This window comes from Aeromonas sp. MTB, from assembly GCF_056632455.1.
Genome location: NZ_CP147026.1, coordinates 281,145 through 298,561 on the forward strand (window position 1 = coordinate 281,145; position 17,417 = coordinate 298,561).

Below are 17,417 nucleotides of genomic sequence, written 5' to 3' on the forward strand. Positions count from 1 at the left end.
GCGGGATAAAAAACAGGCCACCTTGCGGTGGCCTGTCGGTTTATTTGAGCAGGGCTTCCATCTCCGCCTCTGCCTTGGCGCGCGCCTTGGCTTCCGCCGCTCTGGCGGCATCGGCGACGCTCTCTCCGGCCGTATGGGATGCGGCACTGACAGCCTGTTTGGCCGGATCGGCAACGGCCTTGGTTGCCTCTTGCGTCGCGGCCGCAGCGGCGCTACTGACGGCTTGCTTGGCAGGAACGGCAACAACCTTGGTTGCCTCTTGCGTCGCGGTGGCAGCAGTGCTGCTGACAGCCAGTTTGGCAGGAACGGCAACAGCCTTGGTGGCTTCTTGGGTCGCGGTCGCAGCGGCGCTGCTGACGGCTTGTTTGGCAGGAGCGGTAACGGCTTTGGTCGCTTCTTGGGTCGCGGCCGCAGCGGCGCTGCTGGCTGCCTGTTTGGCCGGCGCGGTAACAGCCTTGGTGGCTTCCTGCGTCACGGTGGCAGCAGTGCTGCTGACGGCTTGCTTGGCAGGAGTGGCAACGGCCTTGGTGGCCTCTTGCGTCACGGTGGCGGTGGTGCTGCTCACCGCCTGTTTGGCCGGTGCGGTGACTGCGGTGGTCGCACTGCGAGTCAGGTCGGTCGCGCTCTGGCTCACCGCTTGGGTGGCCTGTCCGGTGGCCTGTCTGGTGGCGTGGGAGGCTGCGCCGCTGATAGCCTGACTTGCACTGTTGGTCAGCGAGCCGGTGACGCCGCGGGTCACTGTGCCCAGCGCGCTGCCAAGGGAGAAGGGGGAGGCGCCACTCTGACTGGTCGCCGCCCCGGTCAGGGCATTGGCCGCCGGGGTGAGCTGGTTGGTGGGGGTCTGCCAGCCCTGCATGGCGGTTGGCCAGGTCGGTGCCGTGCCCGCCAGATTTTCGCCGAAGGTCAGGGTGGTGCCATCCCCTTTTTGCAGCAATACCGACATCTGGTTGGTTTGCGAGTTCCACACCATCCCCGCCTGCTTGGCGATATCCGGCACGGGCGCATACTCGGAGACCACATAGAAAAGCGGCCCCTCCTGCTGTAACTTGTCGGCAGTCTTGAGCAACTGCATGGTGCTGTCGTAGTTGGGACCAAGGATGGCGGTCATCCGATCCTTGATCAGGGGTTGTTCGAACAGATTGACCTCGTTCGGGTCAAAGCCGACCAGCGGCTTGAGCAGGGCCCACATCAGCTGGCTGGTGGGGCTCATCATCAGCAATGGGGCAACGCAGGCGGACAACATCAGGCTCAGGCAGGCCGCCTGAAGCAACGGCATGATACGCATTGGGATAATATCCAAATAACGATTTGATAAATAAGGTTATATTTTGCCAGGACGTGACAAATTCACCGGAAGTTTGCGCGTGGCAGCGAGAGACTGCCCGCAGGCGCTGGCAGGCTACCATATTGGTTCCACAATGCCAGCAGGCAGTATGATTGTCAGTCAAGTAAACCCCGGGGCTGGTCGACTCTTCGAGAGTGCCTCCCATCGCAACAGGATCCCCCTCATGAAAAATGTACTGCTCTGCCTGCTGGCCTCCCTCTGGCTCACCCCCGCTCTGGCTGCGTCCAAAACCACTGTGGTGGGCGAGTCTGCCAGTCCCGAGCTGGTGTTGCCGCTGGGCTCATTGCCCGAGCGGGTCTGCTGGTTTGCGGATCAGAAATATTCCGAAGGGGCCCGCATTCTGCAAGGAGATATCTGGCTGGAGTGCGGCCCGCAGAACGACCTCGAGAGCAATGGCGCGCTGGCCTGGCGCTCTCCTGCGGTGGTGTTGCCTGCCACCCGTGGTGCGAAAGATCAGAAGACGATTTCCGTGGGTCAGTGAGGCTTTTCTTGATCCAGCTAAAGACATGGACGTGATCCCTGTCGCATAATGCAGCTCCTTTCTTCTATTGGCTGGAACCTAAGAAATGGCTCGTCGCTCTTCCAATGCACAACGTCGTCGCAGTAGCTGGTGGTACAAACGCCTGTTGGCAAGGGAGCGGGAAGAGCGTGAAGCGCGTTCCGTCCGGGATTGATACAGCATTGAAAAAACGGAGCCTCGGGCTCCGTTTTCTATTTCTCACCGTCAATAGCAAAATAACGGGGGCCATCAGGCCCCCGTTTTGTTTTTGCAGATGTTGCCTGCCTGCGACTTAGCGCTGCAAGGCGGCCAGTGCCAGTTCGACCCGTTTGGCATACTCGGGGTCGGCCTGCTCGAAGTGTTTGAGCTGGGCCGCGACGATGGCGTCATCCTCCACATTGATAAGGGAGCGGGCCAGGTTGGCGGCGAGCCGTGAACGCTGCCCCTCGTCCATGATGCGGAACAGGTTACCCGGCTGGCTGTAGTAGTCGCTGTCGTAGTCACGGAAGTCGTAGTGCAGGGCTGCCCCTTCCAGACTCAGCGCCGGTTCGTGCTGCTCGCTCGGCTGCTGGGTGCCGAAACGGTTCGGCTGATAGTTGGGGCTGGCGCCGCCATTGCTGTCCGCCCGCATGGCACCGTCACGATGGGCTCCGTGATGGAACGGGCAGCGCGGGGCGTTGACCGGCAGCAGACCGTGGTTGACGCCAAGGCGATAGCGCTGGGTGTCACCGTAGGAGAAGAGTCGCCCTTGCAACATGCGATCCGGCGAGAAGCCGATCCCGGGCACCACGTTAGCCGGGGTAAAGGCGGCCTGCTCCACATGGGCGAAGTAGTTGTCCGGGTTCTGGTTGAGCTCCAGCACGCCCACCGGGATCAGCGGGTAGTCGCTGTGCGGCCACACCTTGGTCAGGTCGAACGGGTGGATGTTGTAAGTCTGGGCTTCGGCCTCCGGCATCACCTGCACATAGACCTTCCAGCGCGGGAAGTCGCCCCGCTCGATGGCGTTGAACAGGTCCGCCTGACTGGTCTCCCGATCCTGCCCGACGGCGGTGGCGGCCTCTTCATCGGTGTAGAAGCTGTGGCCCTGCTCGGTCTTGAAGTGGAACTTGACCCAGAAGCGCTCGTTGGCGCCGTTGATAAAGCTGAAGGTGTGGCTGCCGTAGCCGTTCATCTCCCGCAGGCTCTTGGGGATACCGCGATCGCTGAACAGTATGGTGACCTGATGCAGGGATTCCGGATGGCGTGACCAGAAGTCCCAGGCTGCGGTGGCGCTGCGCAGGTTGGTGCGCGGATCCCGCTTCTGGGTGTGGATGAAGTCAGGGAATTTCAGCGGATCGCGGATGAAAAAGACCGGGGTGTTGTTACCCACCAGATCCCAGTTGCCCTGCTCGGTATAGAACTTGAGAGCGAAGCCGCGCACATCGCGTTCGGCATCGGCGGCGCCCTTCTCACCAGCTACGGTGGAGAAACGCAGGAACACCGGTGTTTGCTTGCCGATGGCGCTGAACAGATCGGCCTTGCTGAACTGGCTGATGTCGTGGGTCACGGTAAAGGTGCCGTAGGCGCCCGAGCCCTTAGCGTGAACCACCCGCTCGGGAATGCGCTCGCGGTCGAAGTGGGCGAGTTTCTCCATCAACCAGATATCTTGCATCAGGATGGGGCCGCGCGGGCCGGCGGTGAGGCTGTTGTTGTTGTCGACGACGGGGGCGCCGTTGGCGCTGTGCAGGGTCTTGTCAGTCATGGCTTCTCTCCTTGTTGATATAGGGTCAGCCTACGGATCTGCGCCGTGCTCGGCCAATGGGCCTTTCCTCGCCCTTTGATAGGCAAGACAAATGGGTGTTGCTGGGGGATGTGTAACCGCGCCGGATATTGCATGATGGTGGTTTCGAGAAGGAGCCTCATATGCAGATTACTATCCGTCATGCCGAACCCACCGATGCCCCCGCCTTGCGGGATCTCTACGCCATGCCTAATGCCCAGGCGGGCACTCTGCACCTGCCCACACCTCCCCTTAGCCAGTGGCAGAAGCGGTTGGAGAGCAGTGATGTGGTCGCCTGGGTGGCGGAGGTAGAGGGGCTGCTGGTGGGCCAGATCTCCTTGCACGTAGAACCCAATCCCAGACGCAAGCATGTGGCCGGGATTGGCATGGGGGTACGGGATGACTGGGCTGGCAAGGGAGTTGGCTCTACCCTGATGGCCGCGGCGCTGGATCTGGCCGATAACTGGCTCAACCTGCACCGGATTGAGCTGACCGTCTATACCGACAATGAGGCCGCACAGGCGCTTTATCGCAAGTTCGGTTTTACCGAGGAGGGGCGAGCCCGTGACTATGCCTTCCGCCAAGGGCGTTATGTGGATGCGCTCTATATGGCCAGAGTTGCGGGGAGCGCCAGCCGCTAACGGTATGGTCGATTATCAGGCCAGATTGCGCCCGGTGATCCGGGCGCTGGAGCAGAATCCCGATCTCTCCATCGAAACGCTGGCAAGCAGTGCCTGCTTGTCTTTCTACCATTTTCACCGGGTGTTTACGGCTGTGGCGGGGGAGACGCCCGGGGAGATGTGTCGTCGTCTGCGCATCCAGCGGGCTGCTTGGCAGCTCTGCTATACCGATGTCAGTGTCACGGCCATTGCGTTGGGGGCGGGGCTCGCCAGCTCCCAGGCGTTTGCCAAGGTATTTCGCCGTTACTATGGTTGCACGCCGGGAGAGTTTCGCCGCGACAAGAGCAAGAATGGACACTTGATGAGCAAGGATGGACACGCACTTGTGCAGCCGAATCCTTATGCTGAGGGTCACTCATCAGCAAGGAGCAATACCATGAAAACTATCGAGATGGACGCCCGCACTCTGGCCTATATACGTGTCACCGGCCCATATGGCGAGGGGTATGACCCCGTCTGCAGCCAGCTGCATCAGTGGGCCAGCGCCCGCGGTCTGGAAGGTGGGGAGTGGATCTTCATCTATCACGATAACCCCGAGGTGACTCCGCCAGCCCAGTGTCGCACTGACATCGGTGTGACGGTGCCTGCGGGGACGGTGGGGATGGGAGCGGTCGAGATCCAGCTTATTCCCGCCGGTCGTTATGCCCAGTCCCGTTATCTTATTACCGACCGCAGCCAGTATGGCCCGCGTTGGCAGGAGCATATCGGCGACATCGTTGTTGCCGGGCTGGAGTTTGGCAATGGTCCCTGCTTCGAGCTTTATCACAGCATGAGCGATGATCCTGTGCAGGACGATGTCAGCTTTTGCTCCAGCCTAAAGGGGTAGGACGCAGCAAGACGGAAGGGATGGTACAGAGCGTCGCGCAGAAACGAGAGAGCCGGACAGTGTCCGGCTCTTTTGCATCTGGCGGTTGGGCGGCGGTTAGCGCTGGAACCCCTTCTGGGCGAACTTGGGACGGGCGTTCATGATCTGCTCCACCTGCTCGTCGCTCATCTTGCCGCGCGACAGCCCCAGCACCTTGTAGGTGAGCAGCGGTCGGGCGGGCAGGGCGATCATCAGGGCGCGGATCTGGTTCTCGTCATCCTTCTCCCGGGTCGGCTTGCCGTAGGCGTAGGTGAGGACGCCGGCATCCATCAGGTTTTTGACGGCGGGCTCGGTGATCGGCAAGTTTATGACGCTTTTACGCTGTAGCACGAACTCGCGCAGCACCGCTTTCTCGTTGAAGTCGAGGAAGCCGATCATCTGGGCCAGCTGGTCCTGCTGACGGCGCGCCTGCCACTCTTCACAGGCCCACTCCCAAGCGATCAGGAAGCCCTGACTGCAGAAGTAGGAGATGGCGATCAGCATACCGACCCCCAGCCAGGCCGCATGATCCGCAGCCCACTGGCTGACGGCCCCTTTCATCAGCCCGGCCGGAAACAGCAGAATGATGCTGCAGCAGAGCAACAACCAGACCATCAGCCAGTTGAGGCGGTTCAGTTGATAGAAATGTTGGATCCACCGTTTCATTGTTCATCCTTCCCAAACTGTTGTGGATAGTGAACTACCTAGAGCAATCAGTGTGCCAACAGCGCAATGGCGGTGGGGAGGAGGGGCTGGCGAGGTTACATTCCCTTACAACTTATTGAATGAGTTGTCATTAATTTGCCTTGTGAGGCGGCGGTCGAGTTGCTAAAACGTCCCCTCAGTCATTGGGGAGTAGCAACCCGCCCGCATTCCGGGCCGGGCCCATGTCAACACTCTTGGATCCTCGTATCCATGGCATGGGCGGCGATAGGCACTATCGCTCTGCAAGACCTTTGGCCTCGATATGCACGCCAGCCGGGCGAGCCATGTCGGGTCCATCGGTTATTCTGCTCGCCTGGCGGTATCTATTATGTTGATTACCCTGCTGTTATTTCTCGTCTCTGCGGTCACCATCTACCTTGCCTGCGAATACTTCGTCAACGGCATCGAGTGGATCGGTCACCACTTCAAACTCTCCCAAAGCGCCACCGGCTCCCTGCTGGCGGCACTGGGTACGGCACTGCCCGAGTGTATCGTGACCCTCACCGCCCTGCTGATGGGCAACACAACCGCCCAGCAGGAGATAGGCATTGGCGCCGCCCTCGGCGGGCCGCTGGTGTTGGCGACCATCGGCTATGCGGCAGTCGGCCTCACCCTGCTGCTTTGCATGGGGCGTACCGAACGGGCCATCGATGGCGAGGTGCAGCGCGAGATTGGCCGGGATCAGCGCTGGTTTATCGGCATCTTTCTGGTGGCGACCGCGCTGGGGCTGGTCGCCTTTACCGGCAAGAGCTGGTTGGCTCCGCTGTTCGTGCTGGTCTACCTCGTCTATGTAAGGCGCGAGCTGAAACAAAGCGACAGCCATGAGGTCGAGCTGCCGGAGCCCCTCAAGCTGGCTCCAAATGCCGGGATCCCGCCCCTTGGCAAGGTGCTGCTGCAGACACTGGCTGCACTGGTGGTGGTGGCGCTGGCGGCCCAGCTGTTTGTCCATCAGCTGGAGAGCATGGGCGAGCTTTTTAGCCTCTCGCCGGTGCTGGCGGCCCTGCTGTTGAGTCCGGTGGCGACCGAGATGCCGGAGCTGATGAACGTGCTGATCTGGGTGCGGCAGGGCAAGAATCGGCTGGCGCTGGCCAATATCTCCGGGGCCATGATGATCCAGGGCACTATCCCCAAGGCGTTCTGCTTGATCTTTACCCCCTGGCTGCTGGATGGCGCCATGATGGCCTCCTCGCTGGTGACGTTGCTGGCGGTGGGGTTGCTCTGGTGGGGGTTCAGAAAGGGGGTGATGACCGCCGAACGGTTGGCACTGGTCGGCCTGCTCTATCTCGGTTTTTGCGGCTGGTTGCTGGTGAGCTGAAACGGGAAGCGCGGATATGAAAAAGCCCCCTTGGCAGGGGGCTTTGTTGTATCGGTAGGGGCGGTGCTTACAGCGCGGCGATTTCGGCCTGCTGGGCTTCCAGCTTGGTCAGCTGGAGACGGTAATCTTCCAGCTTCTCGCGTTCTTTGGCGATGACCGCTTCCGGTGCCTTGGCGACGAAGGCTTCGTTGCCGAGTTTGCCTTCGATACGGCCGCACTCGCCCACCAGACGGGCAACCTCTTTGGCCAGACGGGCCAGTTCGGCATCCTTGTCGATGAGACCGGCCATCGGGATCATCAGCTCGGTGGCACCGATCAGCTTCTTCACTGACAGCGGGGCGGTTTCACCGTCCGCCAGAATGCGGATGGACTCCAGACGGGCCAGCGACTTGAGGAAGGCCTCGTTGTCAGCGGCGCGCTGGGCATCCTTGGCATCGCACTGGAGCAGCACGTTGAGGGGCACGCTCGGCGCCACGTTCATCTCGGCACGGATGTTGCGGATACTGACGATGAACTCCTTCACCCACTCCTGATCCGCCATCGCGGCTTCGTCCACCTTGGCAGCGTCGAACTCCGGGAAGGCCTGAATCATGATGGTGTCGGCGTGTACACCGGCCAGCGGAGCGACCGATTTCCAGATGGTCTCGGTGATGAACGGGATGATCGGGTGTGCCAGACGCAGCAGGGTCTCGAGGACGCTGACGAGGGTGTGGCGGGCAGCGCGCTGCTCGGCCTCGGAACCCTTGGTCAGTACCGGCTTGGTCAGCTCCAGATACCAGTCACAGAACTGGTTCCAGATAAATTCGTACAGCACGCCAGCCGCGATGTCGAAGCGGTAGGTATCGAGGGCGGTACGGAAGTCACGGATGGCCACTTGCAGCTGGGACTGGATCCAGCGATCCGCCAGACTGAACTGCATCTCGCCGCCGTTGAAGCCGCAATCCTGATCTTCGGTGTTCATCAGCACATAGCGGGAGGCGTTCCACAGCTTGTTGCAGAAGTTGTTGTAGCCATCCAGGCGCTTCATGTCCCAGTTGATGTCACGACCGGTAGAGGCCAGCGCAGCCAGAGTGAAGCGCAGGGCATCGGTACCGTGGGCATCGATCCCTTCCGGGAACTGCTTGGCGGTACGCTTGGCGATCTTCTCGGCCATCTGCGGCTGCATCATGTTGCCGGTGCGCTTCTCCAGCAGATCCTCCAGCGAGATACCGTCGATCATGTCGAGGGGGTCCAGCACGTTGCCCTTGGACTTGGACATCTTCTGGCCCTCTTCGTCACGGATAAGACCGGTGATGTAGACGGTCTTGAACGGGACTTGCGGCTGGCCGTTTTCGTCCTTGATGAAGTGCATGGTCATCATGATCATCCGGGCAATCCAGAAGAAGATGATGTCGAAGCCGCTCATCAGCACGTCGGTCGGGTGGAAGGTCTTGAGTGCCTCGGTGTTGTTCGGCCAGCCCAGGGTGGAGAAGGTCCACAGGGCGGAGCTGAACCAGGTATCGAGCACGTCTTCGTCCTGACGCAGTACGGTTACGGCCGGGATGCTGTGCTTGGCACGTACTTCGTCTTCGCTGCGGCCAACGTAGACATTGCCGGCGTCGTCATACCATGCCGGGATGCGGTGACCCCACCACAGCTGACGGGAGACGCACCAGTCCTGAATGTCGCGCATCCAGGAGAAGTACATGTTTTCGTACTGCTTCGGTACGAACTGGATGCGGCCATCTTCTACCGCTTCGATGGCGGTCTTGGCCATCGGAGCCACGCGTACGTACCACTGGTCGGTCAGCATCGGCTCGATGGGCACGCCACCGCGATCGCCGTACGGCTGTTGCAGTATGTGATCCTTGATCTCGTCCAGCAGACCCAGCTCTTCCAGCTTGGCCAGAATCGCCTTGCGGGCGGCGAAGCGCTCCAGACCGGCGAACTCGGCCGGCAGGGTTGCGTCATAGGCGGTGCTCGGGTTGCCGTTGGTATCGACCACTTCGGCCTCGGCACGCACGTGGGCGTCCAGAGTGAAGATGTTGATCATCGGCAGGCTGTGGCGCTTGCCCACTTCGTTATCGTTGAAGTCGTGAGCAGGGGTGATCTTCACGCAACCGGTGCCCTTCTCCATGTCGGCGTGTTCGTCGGCAACGATGGGGATCAGACGGTTCACCAGCGGCAGCAGGATGTGCTGGCCGATCAGCGCCTTGTAGCGCGGGTCTTCCGGGTTCACGGCCACGGCGGTATCGCCCAGCATGGTCTCCGGACGGGTGGTGGCGACGATCAGGTAATCCTTGCCTTCGGCGGTCTTGGCGCCGTTGGCCAGCGGATAGCGAAGGTGCCACATGTGGCCCTTGATCTCGCGGTTCTCCACTTCCAGATCGGAGATGGCGGTGTTGAGTTTCGGATCCCAGTTCACCAGACGCTTGCCGCGGTACATCAGGCCATCTTCGTAGAGACGAACAAACACTTCCTGCACGGCGGCGGAGAGACCCTCATCCATGGTGAAGCGCTCGCGCTCCCAATCCACGGAGTCGCCCAGACGGCGCATCTGGCGGGTGATGGTGCCACCGGACTCTTCCTTCCACTGCCAAATCTTGTCGATGAAGGCATCACGGCCGTAATCGTGGCGAGTCTTGCCCTCTTCTGCGGCGATCTTGCGCTCAACCACCATCTGGGTGGCGATACCGGCGTGGTCGGTACCTGCCTGCCACAGGGTGTTTTTGCCCTGCATGCGGTTGTAGCGGATCAGGGTATCCATCAGGGTTTGCTGGAAGGCGTGACCCATGTGCAGGCTGCCGGTGACGTTCGGCGGCGGGATCATGATGCAGAAGGAGTCTTTGCTGGTGTCGCCGTGGGGCTTGAAGTAACCCTGGGCTTCCCAGTGCTGATAGAGCGCCTGTTCGATGGCGTTGTGATTAAAAGTCTTTTCCATGGTCTCGCCGTAATCTGGATGGATGGAGTCTGGTGTTGATTCTTTATGGATCAATTGGTTGCAGTCAGGGCTGCGCCGGATCCGGTGCGGCAAGGACGGGCTGATCCCTCATTTCGAGGGTATGGCCTGCCTGGCGATAGTGCTTGTAGCGCTCGCGGGCTTGCTGCTTTTGTGTTTCGTCAGTGGGGACAAAATCTACCACTTGAGCGAAGTGTCCTGCAAACAAAGGTGTCGCAGTGGCCAGATTGATGAGGCGGGCGTAGCGTCGTTTCGGTGGCTGATAGCCGATCTCCACCGGGGCCATGCCGCTTTCGCCTTGCAGCTGGTGCGGCACGAAGCGCTGCGGCGGCAGTTGCCACAACAGCTCGTCCAGGCGCTGAGCCTGAGCCTCATCGTCGCAGAACAGGTAGATATGGCCCGCGCCCCACGACTCGGCTGCAAGAGTGCAGGCCAGTCGCTCGACCGCAGAGGCCTGCGCGTCATCCTGTTCGCTCATCAGGTAAAAGGTCACTTGGCTCATCAGGTTGATCCCGTTTTGCGGTGACGGACTGTTGACCGCCTCATGAGGCTTGCGGGGTGTTTCCCGTCCGCAGCTCACTGATTCAAGAATGAAACAAGGAAGAGGCGGGCCTCTTCCTTGTGGTTCAGGGTAACGCCAACCCTTCCGATGCTGTCATCGGCAGGGGCCGGAGAGTTACTCTTTCTCTTCGATATCCACGCCAGCCCGGTTCAGCAGGAACTGGGTCAGCAGGGGCACCGGACGACCGGTGGAGCCTTTATCCTTGCCACTCTTCCAGGCGGTCCCGGCGATATCCAGGTGGGCCCAGTTGTACTTCTTGGTGAAGCGTGACAGGAAGGCGGCCGCGGTGATGGTGCCGGCCGGACGACCACCGATGTTGGCCATGTCGGCGAACGGGCTGTCGATCTGCTCCTGATACTCGTCAAACAGCGGCAGACGCCAGGCGCGATCACCCGCCTGTTCGGAGGCGTTGAGCAGCTCGTGGGCCAGCGGGTTGTGGTTGGCCAGCAGACCCGAGGTGTGGTGACCCAGCGCGATGACGCAGGCACCGGTCAGAGTCGCCACGTCGATCACGGTTTCCGGATCGAAGCGGTCCACATAGGTCAGTGCATCACACAGCACCAGTCGACCTTCCGCATCGGTGTTGAGCACTTCGATGGTCTGGCCGGACATGGAGGTGAGGATGTCACCCGGGCGATAGGCGTTGCCACCCGGCATGTTCTCGCAGCCTGCCAGCACGCCGATGACGTTGATCGGCAGTTGCAACTGGGCCAGCGCATGCATGGTACCGAGCACAGAGGCGGCGCCACCCATGTCGTACTTCATCTCGTCCATGCCATCGGCCGGCTTGATGGAGATGCCGCCGGAGTCAAAGGTCAGACCCTTGCCGACCAGCACGATGGGCTTGGCATCCGGATGACCCTTGTATTCGATGATGGCCATCATGGCTTCGTTGTCGGAGCCGCGGGCCACCGCCAGATAGGAGTTCATGCCGAGCTCGGCCATCTCCTGCTCGCCCACCACCTTGGTGGTGATGTTCTCGTAGGCATCGGCCAGACGACGGGCCTGGGAGGCCAGATAGGCCGGGTTGCAGACGTTGGGCGGCATGTTCGCCACGTCGCGGCAGACCCGCACACCCTTGGCCACGGCCAGACCGTGAGCGATGGCTTTTTCACCAATGGTCAGTTCCCGACGCGTCGGCACGTTGAATACCAGCTTGCGCAGTGGGCGACGTGGCTCGGCCTTGTTGGTCTTGAACTGATCGAAGCTGTAGAGGCCCGCCTTGGTGGTTTCTACCGCCTGGCGCACCTTCCAATAGGTATCCCGACCCTTGACGTGCAGCTCGGTGAGGAAGCAAACCGCTTCCATGGAGCCGGTTTCGTTCAGGGTGGTGATGGTCTTGTTGATGATCTGCTTGTACTGGCGTTCGTCGAGTTCCCGCTCCTTGCCGCATCCGACCAGCAGTACGCGCTCGCTGAGCACGCCCGGTACTTGATGCAGCAGCAGCATCTGGCCTGGTTTCCCTTCCAGGTCGCCACGGCGCAGCAGCGAACTGATATAGCCATCGCTGATCTTGTCCAGTTGTTCGGCAACCGGAGAGAGGCGACGAGGCTCAAATACGCCGACTACGACGCAGGCGCTCCGTTGCTTCTCTGGACTGCCACTCTTTACACTGAACTCCATGGAATCTCCTACATCCTAAAGACAAAAGGCACCTTTTATTGAATAATGCGGTGCTTGTTGGGGTATCAGAGGCGGAGCGAACAGCCACAGGCTCCGCAGTTCAAACTGGTAAAAATCCAATATACGGCCCTATTTTTCAGGCATTCGACTAAAAACACAAGTTTACTTGGGAATGACTGTGATCGTTTTCCGATATTTGTTCAGGGAAACCCTGAAAACCCAGCTGGCAGTGTTATTCGTATTGCTGCTTATCTTTGTCAGCCAACAATTTATCAAGATCATCGGTGACGCCGCCGATGGCGAGGTGCCGACACGTCTGGTCTCCACCCTGCTGCTGCTCAACTTGCCCAATATGGCGTTGTTGATGCTGCCTATCAGTCTCTTTTTAGCCATTTTGTTTGCCCATGGTCGCCTCTACGCCGAAAGCGAGATGACGGTGATGCATGCGGTCGGCTTCAGCCACCGTTTCGTGATGCGCAGCGCCATGTTGCTGGCCTTGCTGACGGCGGTGGTTGCGGCGTTCAACACCGGCTGGATCGCCCCGCAGGCCAAGGAGCGCGAGTATCAGGTGATCGACGAGTTCAAGGCGGACCCGGGTATCTCCTTCCTGCAGGCGGGCCGCTTTATGGAGCTCGACAAGGGGCGTCTGGTTGCCTATATCCAGGATTTGAACGACAACGGCTCAAAACTGCAAAAGATCTTCGTGCTGCAGCGGGCGGAGGGGAACAATCCTCCCTCGGTGGTGGTGGCGACCGAAGGGGTGGTGACGGTCGATGAGAACGGCCTGCAGTGGCTGACCCTGATGGATGGCTCCCGCTACGAGGGGAACTTCTCCGGCAAGCAGTTCCAGATCTCCGATTTTCGCGAATATGGTCTGGTGATCCGCCAGCAAGAGATGGAGCGTTCCAACCGCAAGGCGGCGGCCAAGCCGACCATGGAACTGTTCGGTACCCAGGACAACGCCATGATGGCGGAATTGCAGTGGCGTATCTCGCTGCCCCTCTCCATTCCGGTGCTGACCCTGCTGGTGGTACCGCTGGCGCGGGTCAATCCCCGTCAGGGGCGCTACGCCAAGCTGCTGCCGGCCATCATGCTCTATCTCTCCTACTTCCTGCTGCTCAGTGCCGCCCGTTCGGCCATCGACAGCGGCCGGCTGCCCTACTGGCCGGGGATGTTCCTGGTGCCGCTCGGTTACCTGCTGTTTATCGGCCTGCCCCTCAATCTGCAGGGCACCAGCTGGTGGAACGGGGTGAAAGGGCGCTATTTCAACAGAAAATCAGCATGATGCTGCAACATAGGAACTTCTGCTGATGTTTGGCATTCTCGATAGGTATATCGGTCGGGTCATCTTTATGTCGATCCTGCTGTGTGAAATCACGCTCGTTGGCCTTGCGGCGCTCATCAAGTATGTGGAGCAGCTCAAGTCGGTCGGTGACGGCAACTACGACATGATCAATGCCCTCTACTATGTGCTGCTCTCCATGCCCAAGGAGGCGGTGCTCTTCTTCCCGCTGGCCGCGCTGCTGGGTGGCCTGATTGGTCTGGGTCAGCTGGCGACCAGCTCCGAGCTGGTGGTGATGCAGGCTGCGGGTCGCTCCAAGATCAGTATTGTAATGGCGGCGCTCAAGACGGCGATCCCGCTGATGATCATGGTGGGGTTGATGGGGGAATATGTGGCCCCCATCGCCAAGCGGATGGCAGATGACATCAAGGCGGGCGCGCTGTCCGAAGGTCGTCTGACGGTTTCAGCCTACGGAGTGTGGGCTCGTGATGGCAACAACTTCGTCAATATCAACGGGGTGCGTAACGATGGTGCACTCACCGGCATCACCCTCTATCGCTTCACCCCCGAGCGCAAGCTGATCGACGTGGTGCAGGCGCAGGAGGGGGTGTTCGAGCGTCACCACTGGCTGCTCAAGCAGACCCAGGTTACCCGCTTCGACGATTCCGCGCAGATCCGCAGCGAGCAGCATGACAAGATGGAATGGAGCTCGGAGCTGACGCCCAAGCAGCTGGGGGTGGTGAGTATCGACCCCGAGAACCTCTCGGTCTCCGGTCTGCTCGACTACATCGGCTATCTCGATGCCAACAAGCAGGATGCCGGTCGCTACAAGCTGGAGATGTGGCGCAAATTGCTGTCACCACTCTCGGTGGTGGCGATGATCCTGCTGGCCTCCTCCTTCATCTTTGGCCCGCTACGCTCGGTGAGCATGGGGGCGCGGATGCTGATGGGGATCATGACCGGCTTCGCCGTCTACGTGAGTGATCGGGTGTTTGGCCCCATCAGTCTGGTCTATGCGGTACCGCCGATTCTGGCGGCTATCGCGCCCAGCTTGCTGTTTGGCGGCATCTCCTTCTACATCCTCAGCCGCAAGCAGTAATCCGCACGGGATTATGAGGAAATGCAAAGAGGGCACCTGTTGGTGCCCTCTTTCGTTGCTGCATTGATCCGGGATTACTTGTTCAACAATTCCAGATTTGCCTCTTTGCTCAGCACAATCACTTCGCACTCGGCCCAGATATCCTGGAACGCCCGCGGACGCTGGCGGTTGAACAGGCACATCAGGTTGCCCAGACCAAAGGCGGCGGTGGCGAGACGGATCAGCGCCTGGGTAATACGGATATGGCTGCCATCTTCGTTCTGAATGCGCAGCCGCCAGGCGCGCATGCCGACGGTCTGGCCAGCGCGGGTCCAGAACCAGGTGTAGAAACCACAGATGACGAAGGCGAGCCACAGGGTGTAGATCAGGCTCAGGTGGTGGCGGGTCAGCAACCAGACGGTATCTTCACCCGCGGGTACGCTGGCCATGCCGGTGACCAGCAACAGCTTGGCGACACCCATGCCGATAAAGCCGGCGATGATCAGCAGCGAAGTTACCACCAGCGCATCATAGATGAGGGCGCCGAGGCGACGCATCAGACCCGCTGACGGGTATGGCTGAGTGGCGGGAGAGGGGGATTTTTGTTGGACTTTTTTAGGCTTGGCCATCGTTTTTATTCCATTAAGATGATGGCGGCATTCTATGTAACTGGCCCCGCATCGGCAAGGCGTTGAATAAATGAACAAACGGGAGTGTTCAATCGAAAAACACCTTGCATGGCATCGCGCCATTCGTATAATCCCTCGCAGTTGCCCGGGTGGCGAAATCGGTAGACGCAGCGGATTCAAAATCCGCCGGTGAATAACCGTGTCGGTTCGAGTCCGACCCCGGGCACCATATTACAGTTTCATGCCGTACCACGGCAGACCAGAAACCCGCATAGCTTAAGGCTATGCGGGTTTTTTGTTGTTCCTTGTCGTATCATATAGCCTCATAACATACCCCATTATTCGGGGGTATCTCTGGGGGTAGTGGTTCAGATGGGGGGTAAAAACTACCCCCATATGGCCATCGGCTAGCACCATGACTGGTTTGCTGAGTGTCCACTTATTGTCCCCAGCGTGTGTAAGTACCCCCAAGCAGAGACGGGAGATACCCCATGCCGCTATCCGATATCACCGCCCGGCAGGCCAAATACACTGGCAAGCCTCAGAAATTCTCTGATGAGAAGGGGCTGTTCCTGCTGGTTAACCAGTCTGGTAAATATTGGCGGCTCAAGTATCGCTATGGCGGCAAAGAGAAGATGCTTGCCTTGGGGGTGTATCCTGAGGTGTCACTCAAAGAAGCGCGGACAAAGAGGGATGATGCCCGTCGCTTACTTGCCGAGGGGGTTGATCCTGGCCTGCTTCGCAAACAAAGCAAGGCGGCCAACCGGCTGGCCAGTGAAAACAGTTTTGAAGTGCTGGCTCGTGAATGGCACCAAAGCCAACTTGCTCTCTGGAGTCCAGGCCATGCCACCCGGGTTATCGAGTCCTTGGAGATGGATGCTTTCCCAGATCTTGGGCTTGTTCCTGTTGCTGAGTTGACGGCACCCATGATGTTGGATGCCTTGCGGAAAGTGGAAAAGCGGGGGGCTACTGAGACGGCTGGGCGAGTGCTACAGCGGATCAGTGCTGTCATGCGTTACGCCATCCAGACAGGCCGAGCCAGCTACAACCCAGCCCAAGACCTGAAAGGGGCACTTAAGGCCGCGAAGAAAGAACACCGGCCAGCATTGCCCAGGGCGGAACTGCCAGAGTTTTACCGCCGTCTTGCTGTTGAACCCCTGAACCCTGCGACTCGCCTTGCCTTTCATCTGCTAATGCTGACCATGACCCGTCCGGGTGAAGTTCGCTTTGCCCGCTGGGATGAATTCGACCTGGAGCGGGCAGAGTGGCGGATCCCCGCTGAGCGGATGAAGATGCGATCAGAGCATATTGTCCCACTATCCAGGCAGGCGCTGGCCGTCCTTGATGAGCTCCACCAAGTCACCGGTCACTGTGATCTGTTATTCCCGAGCGAGCGCAACCTGACCAAGCCCATGAGTGAGAACACTCTAAGCTATGCCATGGGGCGGATGGGGTATGCTGGCATTGCCACTCCTCATGGCTTCCGGGCGCTGGCATCTACCACCCTGAACGAAGAGGGCTTTGATCCGGATGTTATAGAGCGCCAGCTTGCCCACGCTGAACGCAATAAGGTGCGGGCTGCCTACCATCGAGCCGAGTACCTGGATGATCGTCGCAAGCTCTTGCAGTGGCTGGCTGATTTCTACGAATCCCAGCAGGGAGGGAATGTGCGTCCGGTGAATTTCCAGAGGGTTGCTAGTGGGAGTCAGTGACACGCCAACAAACCTCTTGATTTATTAATCTGCCAACGTTAGGATTTCCCCATCATGGCCCAGTCTTTCGAGATTGGGCCTTTTCATTTCCAGACCCGGCCATTGTGCCGGGTTTTTTCGTTGGAGGAACTTAAGCCCAGAACACACCCCCTAATCCCCGATAGTTGTTTTATACCCATCAAACCCGGCCATTGCGCCGGGTTTTTTCATTTCAGGAGAACGCATATGGCAATACCGGAAACAGGGTTTATTCGAGAGGCTCAACTTGTGACCACTGCGAGCAAGGTGGGTCCATTGCCGTTCAGCAAGTCAACGCTTTGGCGGATGGTTGGAGATGGCAAATTCCCCAAGCCCATCAAATTGGGGCCGCGTGTCACAGCCTGGCGCTGTGAGGAGGTCCACGCGTGGATCAGCTCTCAAGGCAAAGCAGCATAAGGAATTGAAAA

Annotated in this window: 15 protein-coding genes, 1 tRNA gene and 1 riboswitch; of the genes, 9 read left to right on the forward strand and 7 right to left on the reverse strand. The window is 59.7% G+C overall.

All coding sequences use genetic code 11. From position 1 onward, the window contains the following. Nucleotides 1–40: 40 nt before the first annotated feature. The gene (locus WBR25_RS01335) at nt 41–1,285 is read right to left on the reverse strand and encodes a hypothetical protein (RefSeq protein WP_479749286.1); all 1,245 of its coding nucleotides are present in this window, start codon (nt 1,283–1,285) and stop codon (nt 41–43) included. A 223-nt stretch (nt 1,286–1,508) separates the two neighbouring features. On the opposite strand from WBR25_RS01335, the gene WBR25_RS01340 reads away from it, so the two are divergent. Beyond that, a complete protein-coding gene (locus tag WBR25_RS01340) occupies nt 1,509–1,826 on the forward strand; it encodes a DUF1496 domain-containing protein (protein ID WP_479749287.1) in 318 nt (105 codons plus the stop codon). 310 nt (nt 1,827–2,136) lie between these two features. On the opposite strand, the gene WBR25_RS01345 is transcribed toward WBR25_RS01340, so the two are convergent. Then, complete coding sequence (locus tag WBR25_RS01345; protein WP_139495420.1) at nt 2,137–3,585, reverse strand: catalase; 1,449 nt, start codon at nt 3,583–3,585, stop codon at nt 2,137–2,139. Nucleotides 3,586–3,746: 161 nt separating this feature from the next. Here WBR25_RS01345 and WBR25_RS01350 point away from each other — a divergent pair, with 161 nt between their 5' ends. Then, nucleotides 3,747–4,244 carry a GNAT family N-acetyltransferase gene (locus WBR25_RS01350; protein ID WP_479749288.1) on the forward strand — a complete coding sequence of 166 codons (498 nt, stop codon included), beginning with the start codon at nt 3,747–3,749 and terminating at the stop codon, nt 4,242–4,244. A gap of 4 nt (nt 4,245–4,248) precedes the next feature. Beyond that, nucleotides 4,249–5,109 (forward strand): AraC family transcriptional regulator, encoded by an 861-nt coding sequence (locus WBR25_RS01355; protein WP_479749289.1) that lies wholly within the window; start codon nt 4,249–4,251, stop codon nt 5,107–5,109. Between the two features lie 96 nt (nt 5,110–5,205). Here WBR25_RS01355 and WBR25_RS01360 read toward each other — a convergent pair whose 3' ends face one another. Next, nucleotides 5,206–5,793, reverse strand: coding sequence for a superinfection exclusion B family protein (locus WBR25_RS01360; protein ID WP_005336432.1), 588 nt, complete (start codon nt 5,791–5,793; stop codon nt 5,206–5,208). A 172-nt stretch (nt 5,794–5,965) separates the two neighbouring features. Then, a riboswitch (yybP-ykoY riboswitch) is annotated at nt 5,966–6,073 on the forward strand. An 87-nt stretch (nt 6,074–6,160) separates the two neighbouring features. Between WBR25_RS01360 and WBR25_RS01365 the strand changes: the two genes are divergently transcribed. Continuing rightward, nucleotides 6,161–7,147, forward strand: coding sequence for a sodium:calcium antiporter (locus WBR25_RS01365; protein WP_069528524.1), 987 nt, complete (start codon nt 6,161–6,163; stop codon nt 7,145–7,147). A gap of 67 nt (nt 7,148–7,214) precedes the next feature. Here the strand turns inward: WBR25_RS01365 and WBR25_RS01370 are convergent, their stop codons facing one another. From WBR25_RS01370 to pepA, 3 genes are all read right to left on the reverse strand, one after another. Further along, nucleotides 7,215–10,067 (reverse strand): valine--tRNA ligase, encoded by a 2,853-nt coding sequence (locus WBR25_RS01370; protein ID WP_479749290.1) that lies wholly within the window; start codon nt 10,065–10,067, stop codon nt 7,215–7,217. A 64-nt stretch (nt 10,068–10,131) separates the two neighbouring features. Further along, a complete protein-coding gene (locus WBR25_RS01375) occupies nt 10,132–10,587 on the reverse strand; it encodes a DNA polymerase III subunit chi (RefSeq protein WP_479749291.1) in 456 nt (151 codons plus the stop codon). A gap of 174 nt (nt 10,588–10,761) precedes the next feature. Next, nucleotides 10,762–12,270 (reverse strand): leucyl aminopeptidase, encoded by a 1,509-nt coding sequence (gene pepA / locus WBR25_RS01380; RefSeq protein ID WP_199428330.1) that lies wholly within the window; start codon nt 12,268–12,270, stop codon nt 10,762–10,764. A gap of 172 nt (nt 12,271–12,442) precedes the next feature. Here pepA and lptF point away from each other — a divergent pair, with 172 nt between their 5' ends. Together lptF and lptG are read left to right on the forward strand one after the other, a co-directional pair. Further along, a complete protein-coding gene (gene lptF / locus WBR25_RS01385) occupies nt 12,443–13,555 on the forward strand; it encodes an LPS export ABC transporter permease LptF (RefSeq protein WP_043821844.1) in 1,113 nt (370 codons plus the stop codon). A gap of 25 nt (nt 13,556–13,580) precedes the next feature. Continuing rightward, nucleotides 13,581–14,651, forward strand: coding sequence for an LPS export ABC transporter permease LptG (lptG, locus tag WBR25_RS01390; protein ID WP_201902360.1), 1,071 nt, complete (start codon nt 13,581–13,583; stop codon nt 14,649–14,651). 74 nt (nt 14,652–14,725) lie between these two features. Here the strand turns inward: lptG and WBR25_RS01395 are convergent, their stop codons facing one another. Beyond that, nucleotides 14,726–15,259, reverse strand: a complete 534-nt coding sequence (locus WBR25_RS01395; protein WP_162504496.1) for an RDD family protein — start codon at nt 15,257–15,259, stop codon at nt 14,726–14,728. 143 nt (nt 15,260–15,402) lie between these two features. Between WBR25_RS01395 and WBR25_RS01400 the strand changes: the two genes are divergently transcribed. The 3 genes from WBR25_RS01400 (at nt 15,403) to WBR25_RS01410 (ending at nt 17,406) form a co-directional block, all read left to right on the forward strand. Beyond that, nucleotides 15,403–15,488: transfer RNA gene (locus WBR25_RS01400), tRNA-Leu, on the forward strand. A gap of 262 nt (nt 15,489–15,750) precedes the next feature. After that, nucleotides 15,751–16,971: a tyrosine-type recombinase/integrase gene (locus tag WBR25_RS01405; protein WP_374861020.1), complete on the forward strand. Its 1,221-nt coding sequence runs from the start codon at nt 15,751–15,753 to the stop codon at nt 16,969–16,971. Between the two features lie 225 nt (nt 16,972–17,196). Then, the gene (locus WBR25_RS01410; protein ID WP_157161804.1) at nt 17,197–17,406 is read left to right on the forward strand and encodes a helix-turn-helix transcriptional regulator; all 210 of its coding nucleotides are present in this window, start codon (nt 17,197–17,199) and stop codon (nt 17,404–17,406) included. The last annotated feature ends 11 nt before the right edge of the window (nt 17,407–17,417 follow it).

What these genes read in the sequence shown, in the direction of transcription:
- WBR25_RS01335 (WP_479749286.1), bottom strand. Translation starts at nt 1,285, where the DNA reads ATGCGTATCATGCCGTTGCTTCAGGCGGCCTGCCTGAGCCTGATGTTG.
- WBR25_RS01340 (WP_479749287.1), top strand. Translation starts at nt 1,509, where the DNA reads ATGAAAAATGTACTGCTCTGCCTGCTGGCCTCCCTCTGGCTCACCCCC.
- WBR25_RS01345 (WP_139495420.1), bottom strand. Translation starts at nt 3,585, where the DNA reads ATGACTGACAAGACCCTGCACAGCGCCAACGGCGCCCCCGTCGTCGAC.
- WBR25_RS01350 (WP_479749288.1), top strand. Translation starts at nt 3,747, where the DNA reads ATGCAGATTACTATCCGTCATGCCGAACCCACCGATGCCCCCGCCTTG.
- WBR25_RS01355 (WP_479749289.1), top strand. Translation starts at nt 4,249, where the DNA reads ATGGTCGATTATCAGGCCAGATTGCGCCCGGTGATCCGGGCGCTGGAG.
- WBR25_RS01360 (WP_005336432.1), bottom strand. Translation starts at nt 5,793, where the DNA reads ATGAAACGGTGGATCCAACATTTCTATCAACTGAACCGCCTCAACTGG.
- WBR25_RS01365 (WP_069528524.1), top strand. Translation starts at nt 6,161, where the DNA reads ATGTTGATTACCCTGCTGTTATTTCTCGTCTCTGCGGTCACCATCTAC.
- WBR25_RS01370 (WP_479749290.1), bottom strand. Translation starts at nt 10,067, where the DNA reads ATGGAAAAGACTTTTAATCACAACGCCATCGAACAGGCGCTCTATCAG.
- WBR25_RS01375 (WP_479749291.1), bottom strand. Translation starts at nt 10,587, where the DNA reads ATGAGCCAAGTGACCTTTTACCTGATGAGCGAACAGGATGACGCGCAG.
- pepA (WP_199428330.1), bottom strand. Translation starts at nt 12,270, where the DNA reads ATGGAGTTCAGTGTAAAGAGTGGCAGTCCAGAGAAGCAACGGAGCGCC.
- lptF (WP_043821844.1), top strand. Translation starts at nt 12,443, where the DNA reads ATGACTGTGATCGTTTTCCGATATTTGTTCAGGGAAACCCTGAAAACC.
- lptG (WP_201902360.1), top strand. Translation starts at nt 13,581, where the DNA reads ATGTTTGGCATTCTCGATAGGTATATCGGTCGGGTCATCTTTATGTCG.
- WBR25_RS01395 (WP_162504496.1), bottom strand. Translation starts at nt 15,259, where the DNA reads ATGGCCAAGCCTAAAAAAGTCCAACAAAAATCCCCCTCTCCCGCCACT.
- WBR25_RS01405 (WP_374861020.1), top strand. Translation starts at nt 15,751, where the DNA reads ATGCCGCTATCCGATATCACCGCCCGGCAGGCCAAATACACTGGCAAG.
- WBR25_RS01410 (WP_157161804.1), top strand. Translation starts at nt 17,197, where the DNA reads ATGGCAATACCGGAAACAGGGTTTATTCGAGAGGCTCAACTTGTGACC.